Here is a 13,984-nt window from a genome sequence, read left to right on the forward strand (position 1 = left end):
ACATACTCGCGAGTATGATGTCAATTGCGGCACGAAGGATTTCGCGTCGCGCCGTCACCGGACGGGCGTCGCCGCAAGCAGACCGGGAGGGACCGCCGATGACCATGCCGATGCTGGAACGCCTGTTTTCCGTCGAGGGCAAGACCGCCCTCGTGACCGGCGGTGCGACGGGCATCGGCCGGATGATCGCGACGGCGCTCGCCGGCGGCGGCGCGCGGGTTCTCATCGCCTCCCGCAAGGCCGAGGCCTGCGAGGCGACGGCGGCCGAGATCAATGCCGAGGGTCATCCGGGCACGGTCGAGGGCTTTGCCGGCGACGTGTCCAGCGAGGCCGGTGTCGCGGCGCTGGCCGAAGCGGTGCAGGCCCGCACCGACCGGCTCGACATCCTGTTCAACAATGCCGGCGTCTCCTGGGGCGCGCCGCTGGAAGAGTTTCCCTACAGCGCCTGGGCGAAGGTCATGGGGGTCAATGTCGCCGGCCTCTTCACCGTGACCCAGCGGCTGCTGCCGCTGCTGGAAAAGGCCGCCAGCGCCGAGGACCCGGCCCGGATCGTCAATCTCGGCTCGGTGATGGGCGCCGCGCCCTTGGCCGAGAATGTCTATTCCTATGCGGCCTCCAAGGCGGCCGTGCATCATCTGACGCGCTGCCTCGCCAAGGAATTCGCCGCGCGCCACATCACCGTCAACGCCTTTGCGCCGGGTCCCTTCCAGTCGAAGATGACGGCCTTCGCGACGGGCACGGACGAAAAGGCCGCCGCGGTCGGGCGCGGCGTTCCCATGGGCCGGATCGGCGCGCCCGACGATATTGCCGGGGCGGCCCTGTTCCTTTGCGGACGCGGCGGCGCATATACCACGGGTGCGATCCTGCCGCTGGACGGCGGCATCGGGGTCGAGACCGGTCACGAACTGTTCGAGGAGCACTGATGGAACTGGATTCGGTCGCCGCGACCGAGGCGGCCCTGAAGGCCCGCCTGGTCTCGATGGAGGCCTATCGCGCCCATCTCGATGGCGCGCCGCTCACCTCCGACTGGATGACCGTCGACCAGACGATGATCGACGGCTTCGCGGCCGCGACGCGCGACTACCAGTTCATCCATGTGGACCCGGAGCGGGCGAAGGCCGAGACGCCCTTCGGCGGCACCATCGCCCATGGCTTCCTGACCATCTCGCTGCTGTCGCCGCTCGCCTATGACGCGCTGCCCGGCGTGAAGACCACCCGGATGGGCATCAATTACGGCTTCGATCGCGTGCGCTTCCTCAATCCGGTCAAGGCCGGGGCGCGGGTGCGCGGCGTCTTCAAGATGGTCGCGCTCGCCGAGCGCGCGGTCAGCCTGCAGACCACCTGGGACGCCGCGATCGAGATCGAGGGCGCCACCAAGCCGGCCCTGACCGCGCAATGGATCACGCTTGCGGTGCTGGAACCGCCGACCGACTGAGCCGACGCACACCGCCACACGCGCGCACCAACCGAGGGAACACCTAACCCATGAGAGAAGCGGTCATCGTCTCGACGGCCCGCACGCCGATCGGCAAGGCCTATCGCGGCGCCTTCAACGACACCCAGGCCCAGGCGCTGGGCGGGCACGCCATCCGCCACGCGGTCGAGCGCGCCGGCGTCGATCCGGCCGAGATCGAGGACGTGGTGATGGGCGCGGCCCTGCAGCAGGGCTCCACCGGCACCAACATCGCCCGCCAGTGCGCGCTGCGCGCCGGCCTGCCGACGCAGGTCGCCGGCATGTCGGTCGACCGGCAATGCGCCTCCGGCCTGATGGGCATCGCCATCGCCGCCAAGCAGATCGTCCAGGACAACATGACCGTGGCGGTCGGCGGCGGGCTTGAATCGGTGTCGCTGGTCCAGAACGACAAGATGAACATGTTCCGCGCCGCCGATCCCTGGCTGCGCCAGCACCGGCCCGACCTCTACATGTCGATGCTGGAGACCGCCGAGATCGTCGCCGACCGCTATGGCATCTCGCGCGAGGACCAGGACGCCTTCGCGCTGCAGTCGCAGCAGCGCACGGCCGCAGCCCAACAGGCCGGCCGCTACGACAACGAGATCGTGCCGATGACCGTGACCATGAAGGTCAAGGATCGCGAGACCGGCGAGATCTCCGACCGCGAGGTCACTATCGACCGCGACGAGGGCAACCGGCCGCAGACGACGCTCGCCGATCTTCAGAAGCTGAACCCGGTCTTCAAGGACGGCCAGGAGGTCGCCGAAGGGCGCTTCATCACCGCCGGCAACGCCTCGCAGCTCTCCGATGGCGCCTCCGCCGCGGTGCTGATGGAAGCGCGCGACGCCGAGCGCCGCGGCCTGCAGCCGCTGGGCCGCTATGCCGGCATCGCGGTGGCCGGCTGCGACCCCGACGAGATGGGCATCGGCCCGGTCTTCGCGGTGCCCAAGCTCTTGGAAAAGAACGGCCTGAAGATCGGCGATATCGGCCTGTGGGAGCTGAACGAGGCCTTTGCCTCCCAGGCGATCTATTGCCGCGACAGGCTCGGCATTTCCGGCGAGATCCTCAATGTCGATGGCGGCGCGATCTCGATCGGCCATCCCTACGGCATGTCCGGCGCCCGCATGGCCGGCCACGCGCTCATCGAGGGGAAGCGGCGCGGCGTGCGCTGGGTCGTCGTCACCATGTGTGTGGGCGGCGGCATGGGCGCGGCCGGCCTCTTCGAGGTCCTGTGAAAGGCGCACGATGACGACTGACGGCGACGACCGGACGATCGACGAAGCGGCGCTCGGCCAATATCTGGAAGAGCATGTGGAGGGGTTCCACGGGCTCGAACGGATGGTCAAGTTCCAGGCGGGGCAGTCGAACCCCACCTGGCGGCTCGATGCCGAGAGCGGCACCTATGTCCTTCGCGCCAAGCCGCCGGGCGAATTGCTGAAATCCGCCCATCAGGTGGACCGCGAGTTCCGCGTCATGCAGGCGCTCGCCGGCAGCGACGTGCCGGTGCCGCGCATGCTGCATCTGGCGACGGAGAGCCAGTCGCCCGTCGGCCGGACCTTCTTCGTCATGGAGCATTGCGACGGCCGCATCTTCTGGGACCCGGCCCTGCCGGAAATCGCCACAACCGAGGAACGCGGGGCGATCTACGACGCCATGAACGCCGCGCTGGCGGCGCTGCATTCGGTGGATGTGGATTCGGTGGGTCTCGCCGATTTCGGCCGGCCGGGAAGCTATTTCGAGCGCCAGCTCTCGCGCTGGACCGAGCAGTACCGGCAGTCGAAGATCGATCCGATCCCGGCGATGGACGAGCTGATCGCCTGGCTGGAGAAGAACCTGCCGCCCGATGACGGCGCCTCCGGCCTCGTCCATGGCGATTTCCGCCTCGACAACATGATCTTCGCCAAGAAGGAGCCGACGATCCTGGCGGTTCTCGACTGGGAATTGTCGACGCTCGGCCATCCGCTGGCCGATCTCTCCTACCAGTGCATGCAGTGGCGCCTGCCCAATGCCGGCTCCTTCAAGGGGCTGGGCGATCTCGACCGGGCGGCCCTCGGTATTCCCACCGAGGAGCAGTATGTGGCGCGCTATTGCGAGCGGCGCGGCATCGACGGCATCGACCACTGGCCCTTCTATGTCGCCTTCTCCTTCTTCCGGCTCGCGGCGATCCTGCAGGGCGTCTTCAAGCGCTACACCCAGGGCAACGCCTCCAATCCGGAGAAGGCCAAGGTCTATGGCCGCAACGTGCCGGTCCTGGCGCAGCTCGCCGTCGACCTGATCGAGAAGGAAGCCTGATGGCGCGCTTTGCGGGCAGGGCGGTTCTCGTTTCGGGGGCGGCCGGCGGTTTCGGCCGGGCGATTGCCACGGCGCTCGCCGCCGAAGGGGCCAAGCTGGTCCTCACCGACCGGGACGAAGGCTCGCTGGAGGCCCTTGCCGCCGAACTCACCGGCACGGACATCGTGACGCTGTCCGGCGACGTCTCGCGCGAGACAACCGCCTCCGCGCTGGTGGATCTGGCGACCGAGCGCTTCGGCGGCCTCGACATCGCCATCAACAATGCCGGCATCGCCCATGACTACAAGCGCCTGCAGGAGATCGGTGCCGAAGAGGCCGAGCGGGTGATTGCCGTCGACCTGATGGGCGTGTTCTTCGCCATGAAGCACCAGATCGCGGCGATGAATGCGCGCTTTGCCCGCGACGGCACCAAGACGGCGATCGTCAATGTCGCCTCGGTCGCAGGGCTCGGCGGGGCGCCGCTTCTGTCGGTCTATGCCGCCGCCAAGCACGGGGTGATCGGCCTGACCAAATCCGCCGCCGCCGAGAACGCCCGGCGCGGCCTGCGCATCAACGCCGTCTGCCCGTCCTTTGCCCGCACCGCCATGGTGCTGGGCGCGCCCGGCTCGCTGGCCGGGGCCACGGAGGCGAGCGAGGCCGAGCAGAAGATCGTCCGCGGCATTCCGATGCGCCGTCTCGCGGAGATCGACGAGGTGGTGACGGCGGTCCTGTTTGCGGCCGACCCGGCCAACGGTTTCATGACCGGCACGGCCATCCCCGTCGATGGCGGCCTGACCGCGATCTGAGCCGCGGGCCGGCCGTCTGGCTCGATTTTCCGGCGCGTTTCCCCTAGGTCTCGGGCGGGCGCCCGAAGCGAGAAGGACGAACCATGGCCGCACAGCCACCGATCTGCGACTTCGGCTGGAAGGCGATCGATGCCGAGCTCATCGGCGTCGACGGCAAGCCGCACCGCATCTTCGACCACAAGCGCGAGAACGGCCTGCTGGTCGCCTTCATCTGCAATCACTGCCCCTATGTGAAGGCGATGATCGAGCGGCTGGTCCGCGACGCGGCCGAACTGGCGGAGCTGGGCATCGGCACGGTGGCGATCTCCTCCAACGACGCCGAGCGCTTCCCGGAGGATTCCTTCGAGCGGATGCAGGATTTCGCGCGTCAGCACGCATTCCCGTTCCCGTATCTCTACGACGAGGACCAGAGCGTCGCCCGGGCCTATGGCGCGGTCTGCACGCCGGATTTCTTCGGCTTCAACGGCGATCTCGGCCTGCAATATCGCGGCCGCATCGATGCCTCCCGCAAGGTCGTCGCGCCCGAGGGCACGACGCGCGACCTCTTCGACGCCATGCGCCAGGTCGCCGAGACCGGCAAGGGGCCGGCGGAGCAAATCCCCTCCATCGGCTGTTCGATCAAATGGAAGGAAACCGCCTGATGGCCGGCAGCTGGCCGCAGGCGGTCCTCTTCGATCTCGACGGCACCCTCGTCGATTCCGCCCCCGACATCCACGCCGCGCTGAACGAGACGCTGGCAAGCTATGGCGAGCCGCCCTTCACGCTGGAGGCGGTGACCCGCATGGTCGGCCGCGGCGTGCCGGTGCTCATCGAACGGGCCTGGGAAGCGCTCGGCAAGAGCATCGACCCGGCCGAGCGCGACCGCGTGGTCGCGCGCTTCCTGGCGATCTACGAGCCCCGCGCCACCGAACTGACGACGCTCACCGCCGGCGCCAGCGAGGCGACCCGTGCGCTGGTCGATGCCGGCACCCCGATCGGCGTCGTCACCAACAAGCCCGAGGCCGCAACGCGCGAGATCCTCAGCCATTTCGGCCTGTCGGAACTGATGCAGGTGGTGGTCGGCGGCGATGCCGGCCCGGCGAAGAAGCCCGAGCCGGGCCTTCTGCTCCTCGCCTGCGAGCGTCTGGGCCTTGCGGTCGATCAGGTCGTCTTCGTCGGCGACAGCGAGAACGACGTGGCCGCCGCCAAGGCTGCCGGCATGGCCGTCGTGGCGCTGCGGGGCGGCTATACGAGCATCGCCGCCGACGACCTCGGCGCGGATGCGGTCCTCGATCGCCTCGACGGGCTCGGCGCTGCCGTCTCGACCCTGCGGCCAGCCTCGGCCTGACGCCGGTCTCCCGAGAAACGGGGTGGACGATGCGCGCCTGGCTGCGCCGGGATCCTGCGCGGCCAGGCTTCCCGGCGACATTTGCGGCCCTATATCAAGCGTATCGGTGACCGCGCGTCGAACCTTGTGTGGTCCGGCGGCGCCGGGACATCTCGACAGATGTTGCAGGTTCCGCGTCGCAGGTCGGATGAATGCGCGGCTAACGTCATTTCCCCGTCGCAGTCTCCTGCTTCGCTGAATGCGAATCCTAGTTCCGTTTCAAAGTGTTTGGAGACGAGACATGGTCAGGATCGACGACGCGGAGGCCGTGCGCAGGCTGGCCTACGAAATCTGGGAACGCGAGGGTCGCCCGACCGGCCGCGAGCATGAGCACTGGGCCGAGGCCAACCGGATCATGGCCGCGCGCAACCCGGTGACGGCGGCGGAACCGGCGGACGAACCGCGCTGGAACCGCATCGAGGCCGAGCGCGCCGAAGCCGAAGCCCTGCGCCGTGCGCTGTGGACGCCGGAACCCTTCTCCACCGAATTGTTCGGCCAGCGGATGGCCAATCCCAAGCCCCGCAGCTGGTCGCGCCGCGCCCAGCCGTCCCCGGTGCCGGTGGTCGAGGGTCGGCCGGCCGGCGGTGGTGCGCGGGGGTGATCGTCCCGCGCGGGTGATGACCTGCGTTGAACTTGAAAAGGCCTGTGGCGGTCTTTCCGGGAAGCCATGACATGAGCGCGGCCCGCGATCGCGCGACCGCCCAGCCTCTCGAACGCGGGTCTGCGTGACCGCTGCCCGTCAGGCCGTCGCGACCGCCTGCGGTCCAGCCGCCATCGCGTCGGTCGGCAAGGTCTTCGGCGTGTTGCGCGCGCTCTGCCGGTGCGGGCGAAAACCGCCGCCGTCCCGCTTGACCGCGTAGGAGGTCGCATCGGCGTCGCGAAGCAGCGCGTCGAGGGAGGCGGTGTCGGACGATGCGATACTGTAGCCGAGGCTGAGGCCGACGCGGATCTCCTGCCCGCCGTCTATCTCATAGGCTTCGCTCAGGCCGGCGTGAATGCGCTGGGCGAGTCTGTCCGGGGCGGCCGGCTCCGCGATACCCGGCTGGACGACCACGAACTCGTCGCCGCCGATGCGGGCGACGATGTCCCCCTCTCCGGCGATCCGGCGCAGGCGGGCGGCCACCTCCTCGAGAAGCCGGTCCCCGACGCCATGCCCGAAGGTGTCGTTCACCGCCTTGAAGCCGTCGAGGTCGAAGACGTGGACGGCGACCCGGCTGCGATCCTCTCGGGGCAATGCGTCGAATGCCTTGCGCAGGCCCAGGCGGTTGAAGAGTTCGGTCAGCGGATCGCGCCGCGCCAACGTTGCCATCTGCAGGCGCATGGTGATCAGGCGGCAGGCGCTGCGATGGAGATGCGCGATGGTTTCGAGCGCGCTGATCAGGAACACCAGGAACACGGCGCCGGTGAGAAGCCTCGCATCCTCGATGTAGAACGCCGCCGACACGATCGCCGGTCCCGCCGCCAGGAGAACCGCGCCCGTCGCGATCCGCGGACGCACCGAGATCCGGGTGGCAACGCCGGCGCAATAGCCGAACAGCAGCGCCGTCGCCACGATATGCAGCGACAGGTCCGGATGCGAGAACAGGAACGCGCCGAGCGCGCCCATCGGCGCCGCCATGCACCAGCTTGTGATCGCGTGTCCGGCTTCGACCTTGCGGAAGTCAGCCAGCGCGGGCGTCGGCCCGGCGATGGTCCGGCGATGGATGAGGATGAACAGCGCCTTGCCGAGCGAGGCCGCGACCCCGAAGACCGTGATGGTGAGCGCCGCGACCGCACCGGTTTCAAGATAGGCGTAGAACCCGATGATGAAGAAGGTCACGCCGATCGAAGCGGTGGGCAGAAGATTGTCGGCCAGTGCCGAGACCAGAGCTTTGTAGACCTCGACGGACTCGGTGTGACGCAGCATCAGCCATTCTGATCGTTGTGACGAAGACAGTTCGATATCACAACAGTCGTTTACGGGACGTTGCAGCGCGGGAGCGGATTGCCGTGGCGGGATGCAGCCACATCAACGACATGCGGGGGTGCCGCAATGCGGTGTGCTGCGTGGGGCGCAGAGGCGCCGATGCCGGACAGCGGCTTGCTGCGGCGCGAGCAGCACCGTCGGCACATCAGGCATCATCGATGTCAAAGGGAAGAAATGGTGCCGCTTGCGTGACTCGAACACGCGACCCCGTCATTACGAATGACGTGCTCTACCAACTGAGCTAAAGCGGCACGGTCCGGATCGGATCGAAATCCGCGGACGGCGCCCTGATAGCGGGAAACGCGGTCGGGTTCAAGCGGGAAAGCGACATGGGCCGGCGGCGCCGCACGATTGTGCGATGCGCCGCCGGCCGGTGGGGTGTGGCGGGCTGCGTCAGCCGCAGATGCGGCGCCTTGCGGCCTCGTATTCGGCGGCGAGGCGATCGACCAGGGCGCTGGCCGGACCGACCGAGCGCACCGCGCCGATGCCCTGGCCCGAGCCCCAGATCTCCTTCCAGGCCTTGGGCTTCGCACTGCCGCCGAAATCCATCTGGCTGGGATCGCTGCCGGGCAGGGCATCCGGGTCGAGGCCGGCGGCGACGATGGATTCGCGCAGGTAGTTGCCGTGGATGCCGGTGAAGAGGTCGGTATAGACGATGTCGCTCGCCCGGCCGCGGGCGATGCCCTGCTTGTAGTCCTCGGCGGCGCGCGCCTCGTCGGTGGCGATGAAGGCCGAGCCGATATAGCCGCCATCGGCACCCATGGCCTCGGCCGCGAGCACCGCATCGCCGGTGGCGATCGCGCCGGACAGGAACACGGGCCCGTCGAACCATTCGCGGATTTCCTGGATCAGCGCGAAGGGCGACAGCGTGCCGGCATGGCCGCCGGCACCGGCTGCCACCGCGATCAGGCCGTCGGCGCCCTTCTCGATCGCCTTGCGGGCGAAGCGGTCGTCGATGACGTCGTGCAGCACGATGCCGCCATAGGAATGCACCGCCTCGTTCACTTCGGGTCGTGCGCCCAGCGAGGTGATGACGATCGGCACCTTGTGCTTGACGCAGACCGCCAGGTCCTCCTCCAGCCGGGTGTTGGAGCGGTGGACGATCTGGTTGACGGCGAAGGGCGCGGCCGGCCGCTCGGGATGCGCGCGGTCGTGGGCGGCCAGCGCCTCCTCGATCTCGCAGAGCCATTCGTCGAGCTGGGCCGCCGGCCGGGCGTTCAGCGCCGGGAAGGCGCCGACAATGCCGGCCTTGGCCTGGGCGATGACCAGCGCCGGATGCGAGATGATGAACAGCGGCGCGGCGATGACCGGCAGCCGCAGGCGACCTTCGAGAAGCGTGGGGAGGGCCAGGATCACACCTATGATTTTGACGTAAACGTAAGAGTATGGGGTCGTAGCAGATCGCTCGGGCCCTGCAAAGATCGGTGTCGGGGGTGGCCCGGCGCGTGTTCGATAGCACCATCGTCCGGGCAGGGCGCCGCTTTGCCGGACAGGCGGTCGCACCACCTTGCGCGCCGGCCCGCGACGACCGATCTTGGCAGGCGATGTCCGACCTGTTCCCGCCCGCGCCCACCACGCCCTCGCTCTTCGCCGAGCCCGGGCCGACAACCGTCCGCGTCATCGACGTGGAGACGGCTGGCCACCGGCTGGAAGAAGACGCCGTGATCGAGATCGGCTCGATCGACGTGGATCTGGCGACCGGGGCGATCGGCAACCCGCTGCAGACCTTGTGCGATCCCGGCGGCGTCGCGATCAATCCGCATGCCCGCAAGGTCCACCAGATCAGCGACGCCATGCTGGAAGGCGCACCGCCCTTTGCCGAGGCGGTCCGGCCCTTCGCGTCGGCCGGCCTCTATGCCGCCCAGCGCGCCAGCTTCGATCGCTCGCGCCTGCGGCTGACCGGGCGCTGGCTGTGCACCTACAAGCTGGCGCTGCGGGCCTTTCCGCAGGTGCGGGCGCATGGCCTGCAGAGCCTGGTCAAATACGTGCCGCTCGACCTGTCCGAGGTGCGGCCGATGCTGCAGGGGCTGCATCCGCACCGGGCGCTCTACGACGCAGTCTGCACGGCGGTGCTCTTGCGGACCATCGCGGCGACGCTGATGCCGCGCTGTCACGACGTCGACGATTTTCTCGAGCGGGCCGAACGGGTCTCGAACGAGCCGGCGCTGCTGGCGCGGCTGCGCTTCGGCCGCCACAAGGGCGTCGCCCTCGCCGAGGTGCCGGACGCCTATCTGGAATGGCTGCTGCGCGAGCCCGGCATGGAGGCCGACGCGGTCTTCACCGCCCGCCACCATCTGCGGCTGCGCAGCGTGCGCGGTGCGCGGCAAATGCCGGCGACCGCGGTCTGAGTCGACCGGAGGCGTCACGCGCTGCCTCGGGGGCGATGCGGCCCGGCGCACGCGCCCTATGTGCCTCGCCATCGCCGATCCGTAGCCGTTCCAGGACCCCATGAAGCGCTTTGCCGAACTCCTCGACCGCCTGGTCCTGACGCCGTCGCGCAACGGCAAGCTGCGCCTGATGGTGGATTTCTTCCGCCAGGTGCCCGATCCCGAGCGCGGCTATGCGCTGGCGGCGATCACCGGCGATCTCGACGTGCGCAGCGTCAAGCCGGCCATGCTGCGCGAATTGATGGCGAGCCGCATGGACGAGGTGCTGTTCGGCTATTCCTACGATTATGTCGGCGATCTGGCCGAGACCATCGCCCTGGTCTGGCCGTCGCCCTTGGATGGCGCCGCCCGGCCGGCCGATCCGCCGACGCTGGCCGAGGTGGTGGAGACGCTGGATGCCGCGACCCGCAAGGACGGCCCGGCGCTCGTCGAGGCCTGGCTCGACCGGCTGGATTCCTCGGGCCGCTACGCGCTGTTGAAGCTTGTCACCGGCGCCATGCGCATCGGCGTCTCCTCGCGCCTCGCCAAGCAGGCGCTGGCCGAGTTCGGCGACCGGCCGGTGGCCGAGATCGAGGAGCTCTGGCACGGGCTGCAACTGCCCTATGAGAGCCTCTTCGCCTGGCTGGAAGGCCGCGACGACAAGCCGGTCTCGGCGGCGGCCTCGCCGTTCCGCCCGGTGATGCTGTCGCAGGCGCTGGAGGAGCCGGATTACGGCCGCATCGATCCCGAGACCTATGCGGCCGAATGGAAATGGGATGGCATCCGCGTCCAGGCGACGGCCGAGAACGGCACGCGGCGTCTGTATTCGCGCACCGGCGACGACATCTCCAACGCCTTTCCCGATCTTCTCGACTTCATGACCTATGAGGGCGCGCTCGACGGGGAGCTGCTGGTCGCCACGCCGCAGCCCCGGGGCGGCGGCACGCCGAAGGTCGAGGCACATGAGGGGGCACCGCGCGACGACATCGTCGTCGGCACCTTCTCCGATCTGCAGCAGCGACTGAACCGCAAGACGGTCTCGGCGGCCGTCCTGAAGCGCTATCCGGTGTTCCTGCGGACCTATGATCTGTTGCAGGACGGTGACGAGGATCTGCGGGCGCTGCCCTTTGCCGAGCGCCGCAAGCGGCTCGACCGCTTCGTCGCCGGCCTCGAGCCGACCCGCTTCGACGTTTCGCCCTTCCTGGCCTTTTCCGATTTCGACGAACTCGCACGCCTGCGCGCCGGCCCGCCCCATCCGGTGATCGAGGGCGTGATGCTGAAGCGCTGGGACTCGACCTATGTGCCGGGCCGACCGAAGGGCCCGTGGTTCAAGTGGAAGCAGGACCCGCATCTGGTCGACGCGGTGCTGATGTATGCCCAGCGCGGCCACGGCAAACGGTCGAGCTTCTATTCCGACTATACGTTCGGCGTCTGGACCGGCCCGATGGACGATCCCGAGCTGGTGCCGGTCGGCAAGGCCTATTTCGGCTTCACCGACGAGGAGCTGAAGCAGCTCGACAAATATGTCCGCGACAACACGATCGAGCGCTTCGGTCCCGTGCGCTCGGTGCGGGCCGAGCCCGATCACGGCCTCGTCCTGGAAGTCGCCTTCGAGGGGCTGGCCCGGTCGAGCCGCCACAAGAGCGGCGTCGCCATGCGCTTTCCGCGCGTCTCGCGGCTGAGATGGGACAAGCCGGCCTTCGAGGCGGACCGGCTGGAAACGCTGCAGGCGATGCTGCCCGAGCCGATGCCGGAATAGGGCGCCGCAGGGTTGCCGGGGCAGGGCCGCACGCCGGTGGGCCGGTGCTGCGGGCTTGTGCCGCGCGGCGCGACCGCCTACCTGCCGGGCAGGGACGCAGCGGAGCAGTGCAAGATGTCGGAACGGGTGAACAGGTTTCTCGGTGGCTCGCCGCTCGGCGTGATCATGCGGCTGATCCTGCTGTCGATCGTCGTCGGCGTGATCCTGTCCTGGCTGTCCTGGAGCCCCGCCGACGTGGTCGACTGGTTAGTCAGCCTGTTCGACTGGCTCTGGTACAACATCTTCGGCTCGCTCGACCGGGCGCTGGACTATTTCCTGCTCGGCGCGGCCATCGTCATCCCGATCTTCATCATCTCGCGCCTGCTGACCCTCGGCCGCCGCTAGGCGGTTCGACGCGGAGCATCCGGAGCGAGCAGGGTCAGACGGTCGCTGCGGCCTTCTGCGCCTGCGCGCGCTTCTTGACCGCCGCGGCGCTCTCGGAGATCGCCTCCATGATCTGGTGGATCGGTTCGGCGCCGCCCGACAACAGCGCGCCGACGAGCACGATGTCGGCCAGACGCAGGACCACGCCCATCTTGAAGCCGGTCGGTAGCAGCGCGCCGAGGATGCTGACGCCGGCGAGGCCAATGAAGAGCCCCAGAATGAGCGAGAAGATCGTGGTGCGAAACTTGATCGCTTCGCTGTCCATCGCTGTTTCCGCAAGCGGTCCGACGAAGTTCGCCTTGGGCTGGTAGGGCTCGAGAAACACCGCCACATAGACCTCGGTCGCCCGCTCTACGAACAAGGCCAGCACGACGAAGATGCCGAGCCGTTCGAGGATGGCAACGATCGTCCCCGTTTCGATGGGGGCCAGCAGGAAATAGTCTGGTTTATTCTTCAGAAACCACACAGTCAGCGCGACCAGAGCCAAAGCTGATAGGAATGCGGTGTACTTCAGGAAGGTCGAACCATACATGGCGAGGGCACCTCGGGCGCAGGATATTCCATAAGGGAATATCTGGCATCATGCCTGCCTGCTGTCGTGCCGACAAGAGATCGGCTGCGCCGACCCATGACCGCGGGACACGGACCGCTCAGGCGAACTCCCATGCCACCCGGTGCAGGATCGAATGGCGGCGGGCCAGCGCGTCGATGTCGCGGGAATAGCCGCCGCCGATGACGCAGGCGACGGGGATGCCGGCGTTGCGGCAGGTTCTGATCACCGTGCGGTCGCGTTCGGCCAGGCCGGCATCGCTCAGCGCCAGACGGCCGAGCCGGTCGTCTTCGTGCGGGTCGACCCCGGCATTGTAGAAGACGATGTCGGGCAGCGACCGGCGGAGCCCTTCGGCCAACGCCGGCACGAGGGCGTCGAGATAGGCGGCGTCGCCAGTGCCATCGGCCAGCGGCACGTCGAGATCGGACTGCGCCTTGCGCACCGGATAGTTCTTGGCGCCATGCAGCGACAGGGTGAAGACCCGCCGCTCGTTCTCGAAGATGCGGGCCGTGCCGTCACCCTGGTGGACGTCGCAATCGACGATCAGGACGCGGCCGGCATCGCCGTCGGCCAGGAGCAGCGACGCCGCCACCGCCACGTCGTTGAACACCGAGAAGCCGGCGCCGCCGTCCCGCGCCGCATGATGGCTGCCGCCGGCCGTGTTGCAGGCAAGCCCCTCGACGAGCGCCAGATGGGCGGTCAGCACCGTGCCGCCGGTGGCACAGCGCGAGCGCAACGCCACCTTCTCGTCCACCCGGAAACCGATCGCCTTCTCCATCTCCGGCGGCACGGCCGAAAACAGCACCTGGTCGACATAGAGCGGGTCATGCGCCAGCCGCAGCCAGTCCTGCGGCGCCGGGGCCGGTTCGTGGTAGCCGCCGGGCGCAACGAGCCCGTCCTCGACGAGGATTTCGGCGAGCCGCGAAAATTTCGACATCGGAAACCGGTGTGCGGCGTCGAAATCCGCGTCGAAGGCGGGATGATGGATGATCGGAAGCGGCATTCGGCGACAAGCTAGGGCGGC

The 13,984-nt window shown here is 68.4% G+C and carries 15 protein-coding genes and 1 tRNA gene; 11 read left to right on the forward strand and 5 right to left on the reverse strand.

From position 1 onward, the window contains the following. Positions 1 to 104: 104 nt before the first annotated feature. From ACEQX1_RS18530 to ACEQX1_RS18565, 8 genes are all read left to right on the forward strand, one after another. Positions 105 to 923 carry an SDR family oxidoreductase gene (locus ACEQX1_RS18530; protein WP_230786623.1) on the forward strand — a complete coding sequence of 273 codons (819 nt, stop codon included), beginning with the start codon at positions 105 to 107 and terminating at the stop codon, positions 921 to 923. A 56-nt stretch (positions 924 to 979) separates the two neighbouring features. After that, positions 980 to 1,435 (forward strand): MaoC family dehydratase, encoded by a 456-nt coding sequence (locus ACEQX1_RS18535; RefSeq protein ID WP_370196083.1) that lies wholly within the window; start codon positions 980 to 982, stop codon positions 1,433 to 1,435. A gap of 50 nt (positions 1,436 to 1,485) precedes the next feature. After that, positions 1,486 to 2,688: an acetyl-CoA C-acyltransferase gene (locus tag ACEQX1_RS18540; protein ID WP_228239461.1), complete on the forward strand. Its 1,203-nt coding sequence runs from the start codon at positions 1,486 to 1,488 to the stop codon at positions 2,686 to 2,688. Between the two features lie 10 nt (positions 2,689 to 2,698). Beyond that, on the forward strand, positions 2,699 to 3,745 hold the full coding sequence (locus ACEQX1_RS18545) for a phosphotransferase (RefSeq protein WP_370196030.1): 1,047 nt from the start codon (positions 2,699 to 2,701) through the stop codon (positions 3,743 to 3,745). Then, positions 3,745 to 4,530: an SDR family NAD(P)-dependent oxidoreductase gene (locus ACEQX1_RS18550; protein ID WP_370196031.1), complete on the forward strand. Its 786-nt coding sequence runs from the start codon at positions 3,745 to 3,747 to the stop codon at positions 4,528 to 4,530. The genes ACEQX1_RS18545 and ACEQX1_RS18550 overlap by 1 nt, the downstream gene beginning before the upstream one ends. Before the next feature lie 83 nt (positions 4,531 to 4,613). Further along, the gene (locus ACEQX1_RS18555) at positions 4,614 to 5,171 is read left to right on the forward strand and encodes a thioredoxin family protein (protein WP_370197331.1); all 558 of its coding nucleotides are present in this window, start codon (positions 4,614 to 4,616) and stop codon (positions 5,169 to 5,171) included. Then, positions 5,171 to 5,857: a phosphoglycolate phosphatase gene (gph, locus tag ACEQX1_RS18560; protein WP_370196034.1), complete on the forward strand. Its 687-nt coding sequence runs from the start codon at positions 5,171 to 5,173 to the stop codon at positions 5,855 to 5,857. The genes ACEQX1_RS18555 and gph overlap by 1 nt, the downstream gene beginning before the upstream one ends. 280 nt (positions 5,858 to 6,137) lie before the next feature. After that, a complete protein-coding gene (locus ACEQX1_RS18565; RefSeq protein ID WP_370196035.1) occupies positions 6,138 to 6,497 on the forward strand; it encodes a DUF2934 domain-containing protein in 360 nt (119 codons plus the stop codon). A 138-nt stretch (positions 6,498 to 6,635) separates the two neighbouring features. Here ACEQX1_RS18565 and ACEQX1_RS18570 read toward each other — a convergent pair whose 3' ends face one another. The 3 genes from ACEQX1_RS18570 to ACEQX1_RS18580 all read right to left on the reverse strand — a co-directional run bounded on the left by ACEQX1_RS18570 (position 6,636) and on the right by ACEQX1_RS18580 (position 9,212). After that, complete coding sequence (locus ACEQX1_RS18570) at positions 6,636 to 7,802, reverse strand: diguanylate cyclase domain-containing protein (protein WP_370196037.1); 1,167 nt, start codon at positions 7,800 to 7,802, stop codon at positions 6,636 to 6,638. Positions 7,803 to 8,037: 235 nt separating this feature from the next. Beyond that, a tRNA-Thr gene (locus tag ACEQX1_RS18575) sits at positions 8,038 to 8,113 on the reverse strand. A 142-nt stretch (positions 8,114 to 8,255) separates the two neighbouring features. Further along, positions 8,256 to 9,212 (reverse strand): NAD(P)H-dependent flavin oxidoreductase, encoded by a 957-nt coding sequence (locus tag ACEQX1_RS18580; protein WP_370196084.1) that lies wholly within the window; start codon positions 9,210 to 9,212, stop codon positions 8,256 to 8,258. A gap of 95 nt (positions 9,213 to 9,307) precedes the next feature. Here ACEQX1_RS18580 and ACEQX1_RS18585 point away from each other — a divergent pair, with 95 nt between their 5' ends. The 3 genes from ACEQX1_RS18585 (at position 9,308) to ACEQX1_RS18595 (ending at position 12,371) form a co-directional block, all read left to right on the forward strand. Then, positions 9,308 to 10,210 carry an exonuclease domain-containing protein gene (locus ACEQX1_RS18585; RefSeq protein ID WP_370196038.1) on the forward strand — a complete coding sequence of 301 codons (903 nt, stop codon included), beginning with the start codon at positions 9,308 to 9,310 and terminating at the stop codon, positions 10,208 to 10,210. 100 nt (positions 10,211 to 10,310) lie between these two features. Then, positions 10,311 to 11,987, forward strand: coding sequence for a cisplatin damage response ATP-dependent DNA ligase (locus tag ACEQX1_RS18590; protein ID WP_370196039.1), 1,677 nt, complete (start codon positions 10,311 to 10,313; stop codon positions 11,985 to 11,987). A gap of 126 nt (positions 11,988 to 12,113) precedes the next feature. Then, positions 12,114 to 12,371: a DUF6460 domain-containing protein gene (locus ACEQX1_RS18595; RefSeq protein WP_370196040.1), complete on the forward strand. Its 258-nt coding sequence runs from the start codon at positions 12,114 to 12,116 to the stop codon at positions 12,369 to 12,371. A 34-nt stretch (positions 12,372 to 12,405) separates the two neighbouring features. Here ACEQX1_RS18595 and ACEQX1_RS18600 read toward each other — a convergent pair whose 3' ends face one another. Continuing rightward, positions 12,406 to 12,942 (reverse strand): hypothetical protein, encoded by a 537-nt coding sequence (locus ACEQX1_RS18600; protein ID WP_370196041.1) that lies wholly within the window; start codon positions 12,940 to 12,942, stop codon positions 12,406 to 12,408. Positions 12,943 to 13,060: 118 nt separating this feature from the next. Continuing rightward, the gene (locus ACEQX1_RS18605; protein ID WP_370196043.1) at positions 13,061 to 13,963 is read right to left on the reverse strand and encodes a histone deacetylase; all 903 of its coding nucleotides are present in this window, start codon (positions 13,961 to 13,963) and stop codon (positions 13,061 to 13,063) included. Between the last annotated feature and the right edge of the window lie 21 nt (positions 13,964 to 13,984).

It is taken from the genome of Aurantimonas sp., from assembly GCF_964217435.1.
GTDB lineage: Bacteria > Pseudomonadota > Alphaproteobacteria > Rhizobiales > Rhizobiaceae > Aurantimonas > Aurantimonas coralicida.

Coding starts and splice junctions, on each gene's coding strand:
- ACEQX1_RS18530 (WP_230786623.1), top strand. CDS start 105: ATGCCGATGCTGGAACGCCTGTTTTCCGTCGAGGGCAAGACCGCCCTC.
- ACEQX1_RS18535 (WP_370196083.1), top strand. CDS start 980: ATGGAGGCCTATCGCGCCCATCTCGATGGCGCGCCGCTCACCTCCGAC.
- ACEQX1_RS18540 (WP_228239461.1), top strand. CDS start 1,486: ATGAGAGAAGCGGTCATCGTCTCGACGGCCCGCACGCCGATCGGCAAG.
- ACEQX1_RS18545 (WP_370196030.1), top strand. CDS start 2,699: ATGACGACTGACGGCGACGACCGGACGATCGACGAAGCGGCGCTCGGC.
- ACEQX1_RS18550 (WP_370196031.1), top strand. CDS start 3,745: ATGGCGCGCTTTGCGGGCAGGGCGGTTCTCGTTTCGGGGGCGGCCGGC.
- ACEQX1_RS18555 (WP_370197331.1), top strand. CDS start 4,614: ATGGCCGCACAGCCACCGATCTGCGACTTCGGCTGGAAGGCGATCGAT.
- gph (WP_370196034.1), top strand. CDS start 5,171: ATGGCCGGCAGCTGGCCGCAGGCGGTCCTCTTCGATCTCGACGGCACC.
- ACEQX1_RS18565 (WP_370196035.1), top strand. CDS start 6,138: ATGGTCAGGATCGACGACGCGGAGGCCGTGCGCAGGCTGGCCTACGAA.
- ACEQX1_RS18570 (WP_370196037.1), bottom strand. CDS start 7,802: ATGCTGCGTCACACCGAGTCCGTCGAGGTCTACAAAGCTCTGGTCTCG.
- ACEQX1_RS18590 (WP_370196039.1), top strand. CDS start 10,311: ATGAAGCGCTTTGCCGAACTCCTCGACCGCCTGGTCCTGACGCCGTCG.
- ACEQX1_RS18600 (WP_370196041.1), bottom strand. CDS start 12,942: ATGTATGGTTCGACCTTCCTGAAGTACACCGCATTCCTATCAGCTTTG.
- ACEQX1_RS18605 (WP_370196043.1), bottom strand. CDS start 13,963: ATGCCGCTTCCGATCATCCATCATCCCGCCTTCGACGCGGATTTCGAC.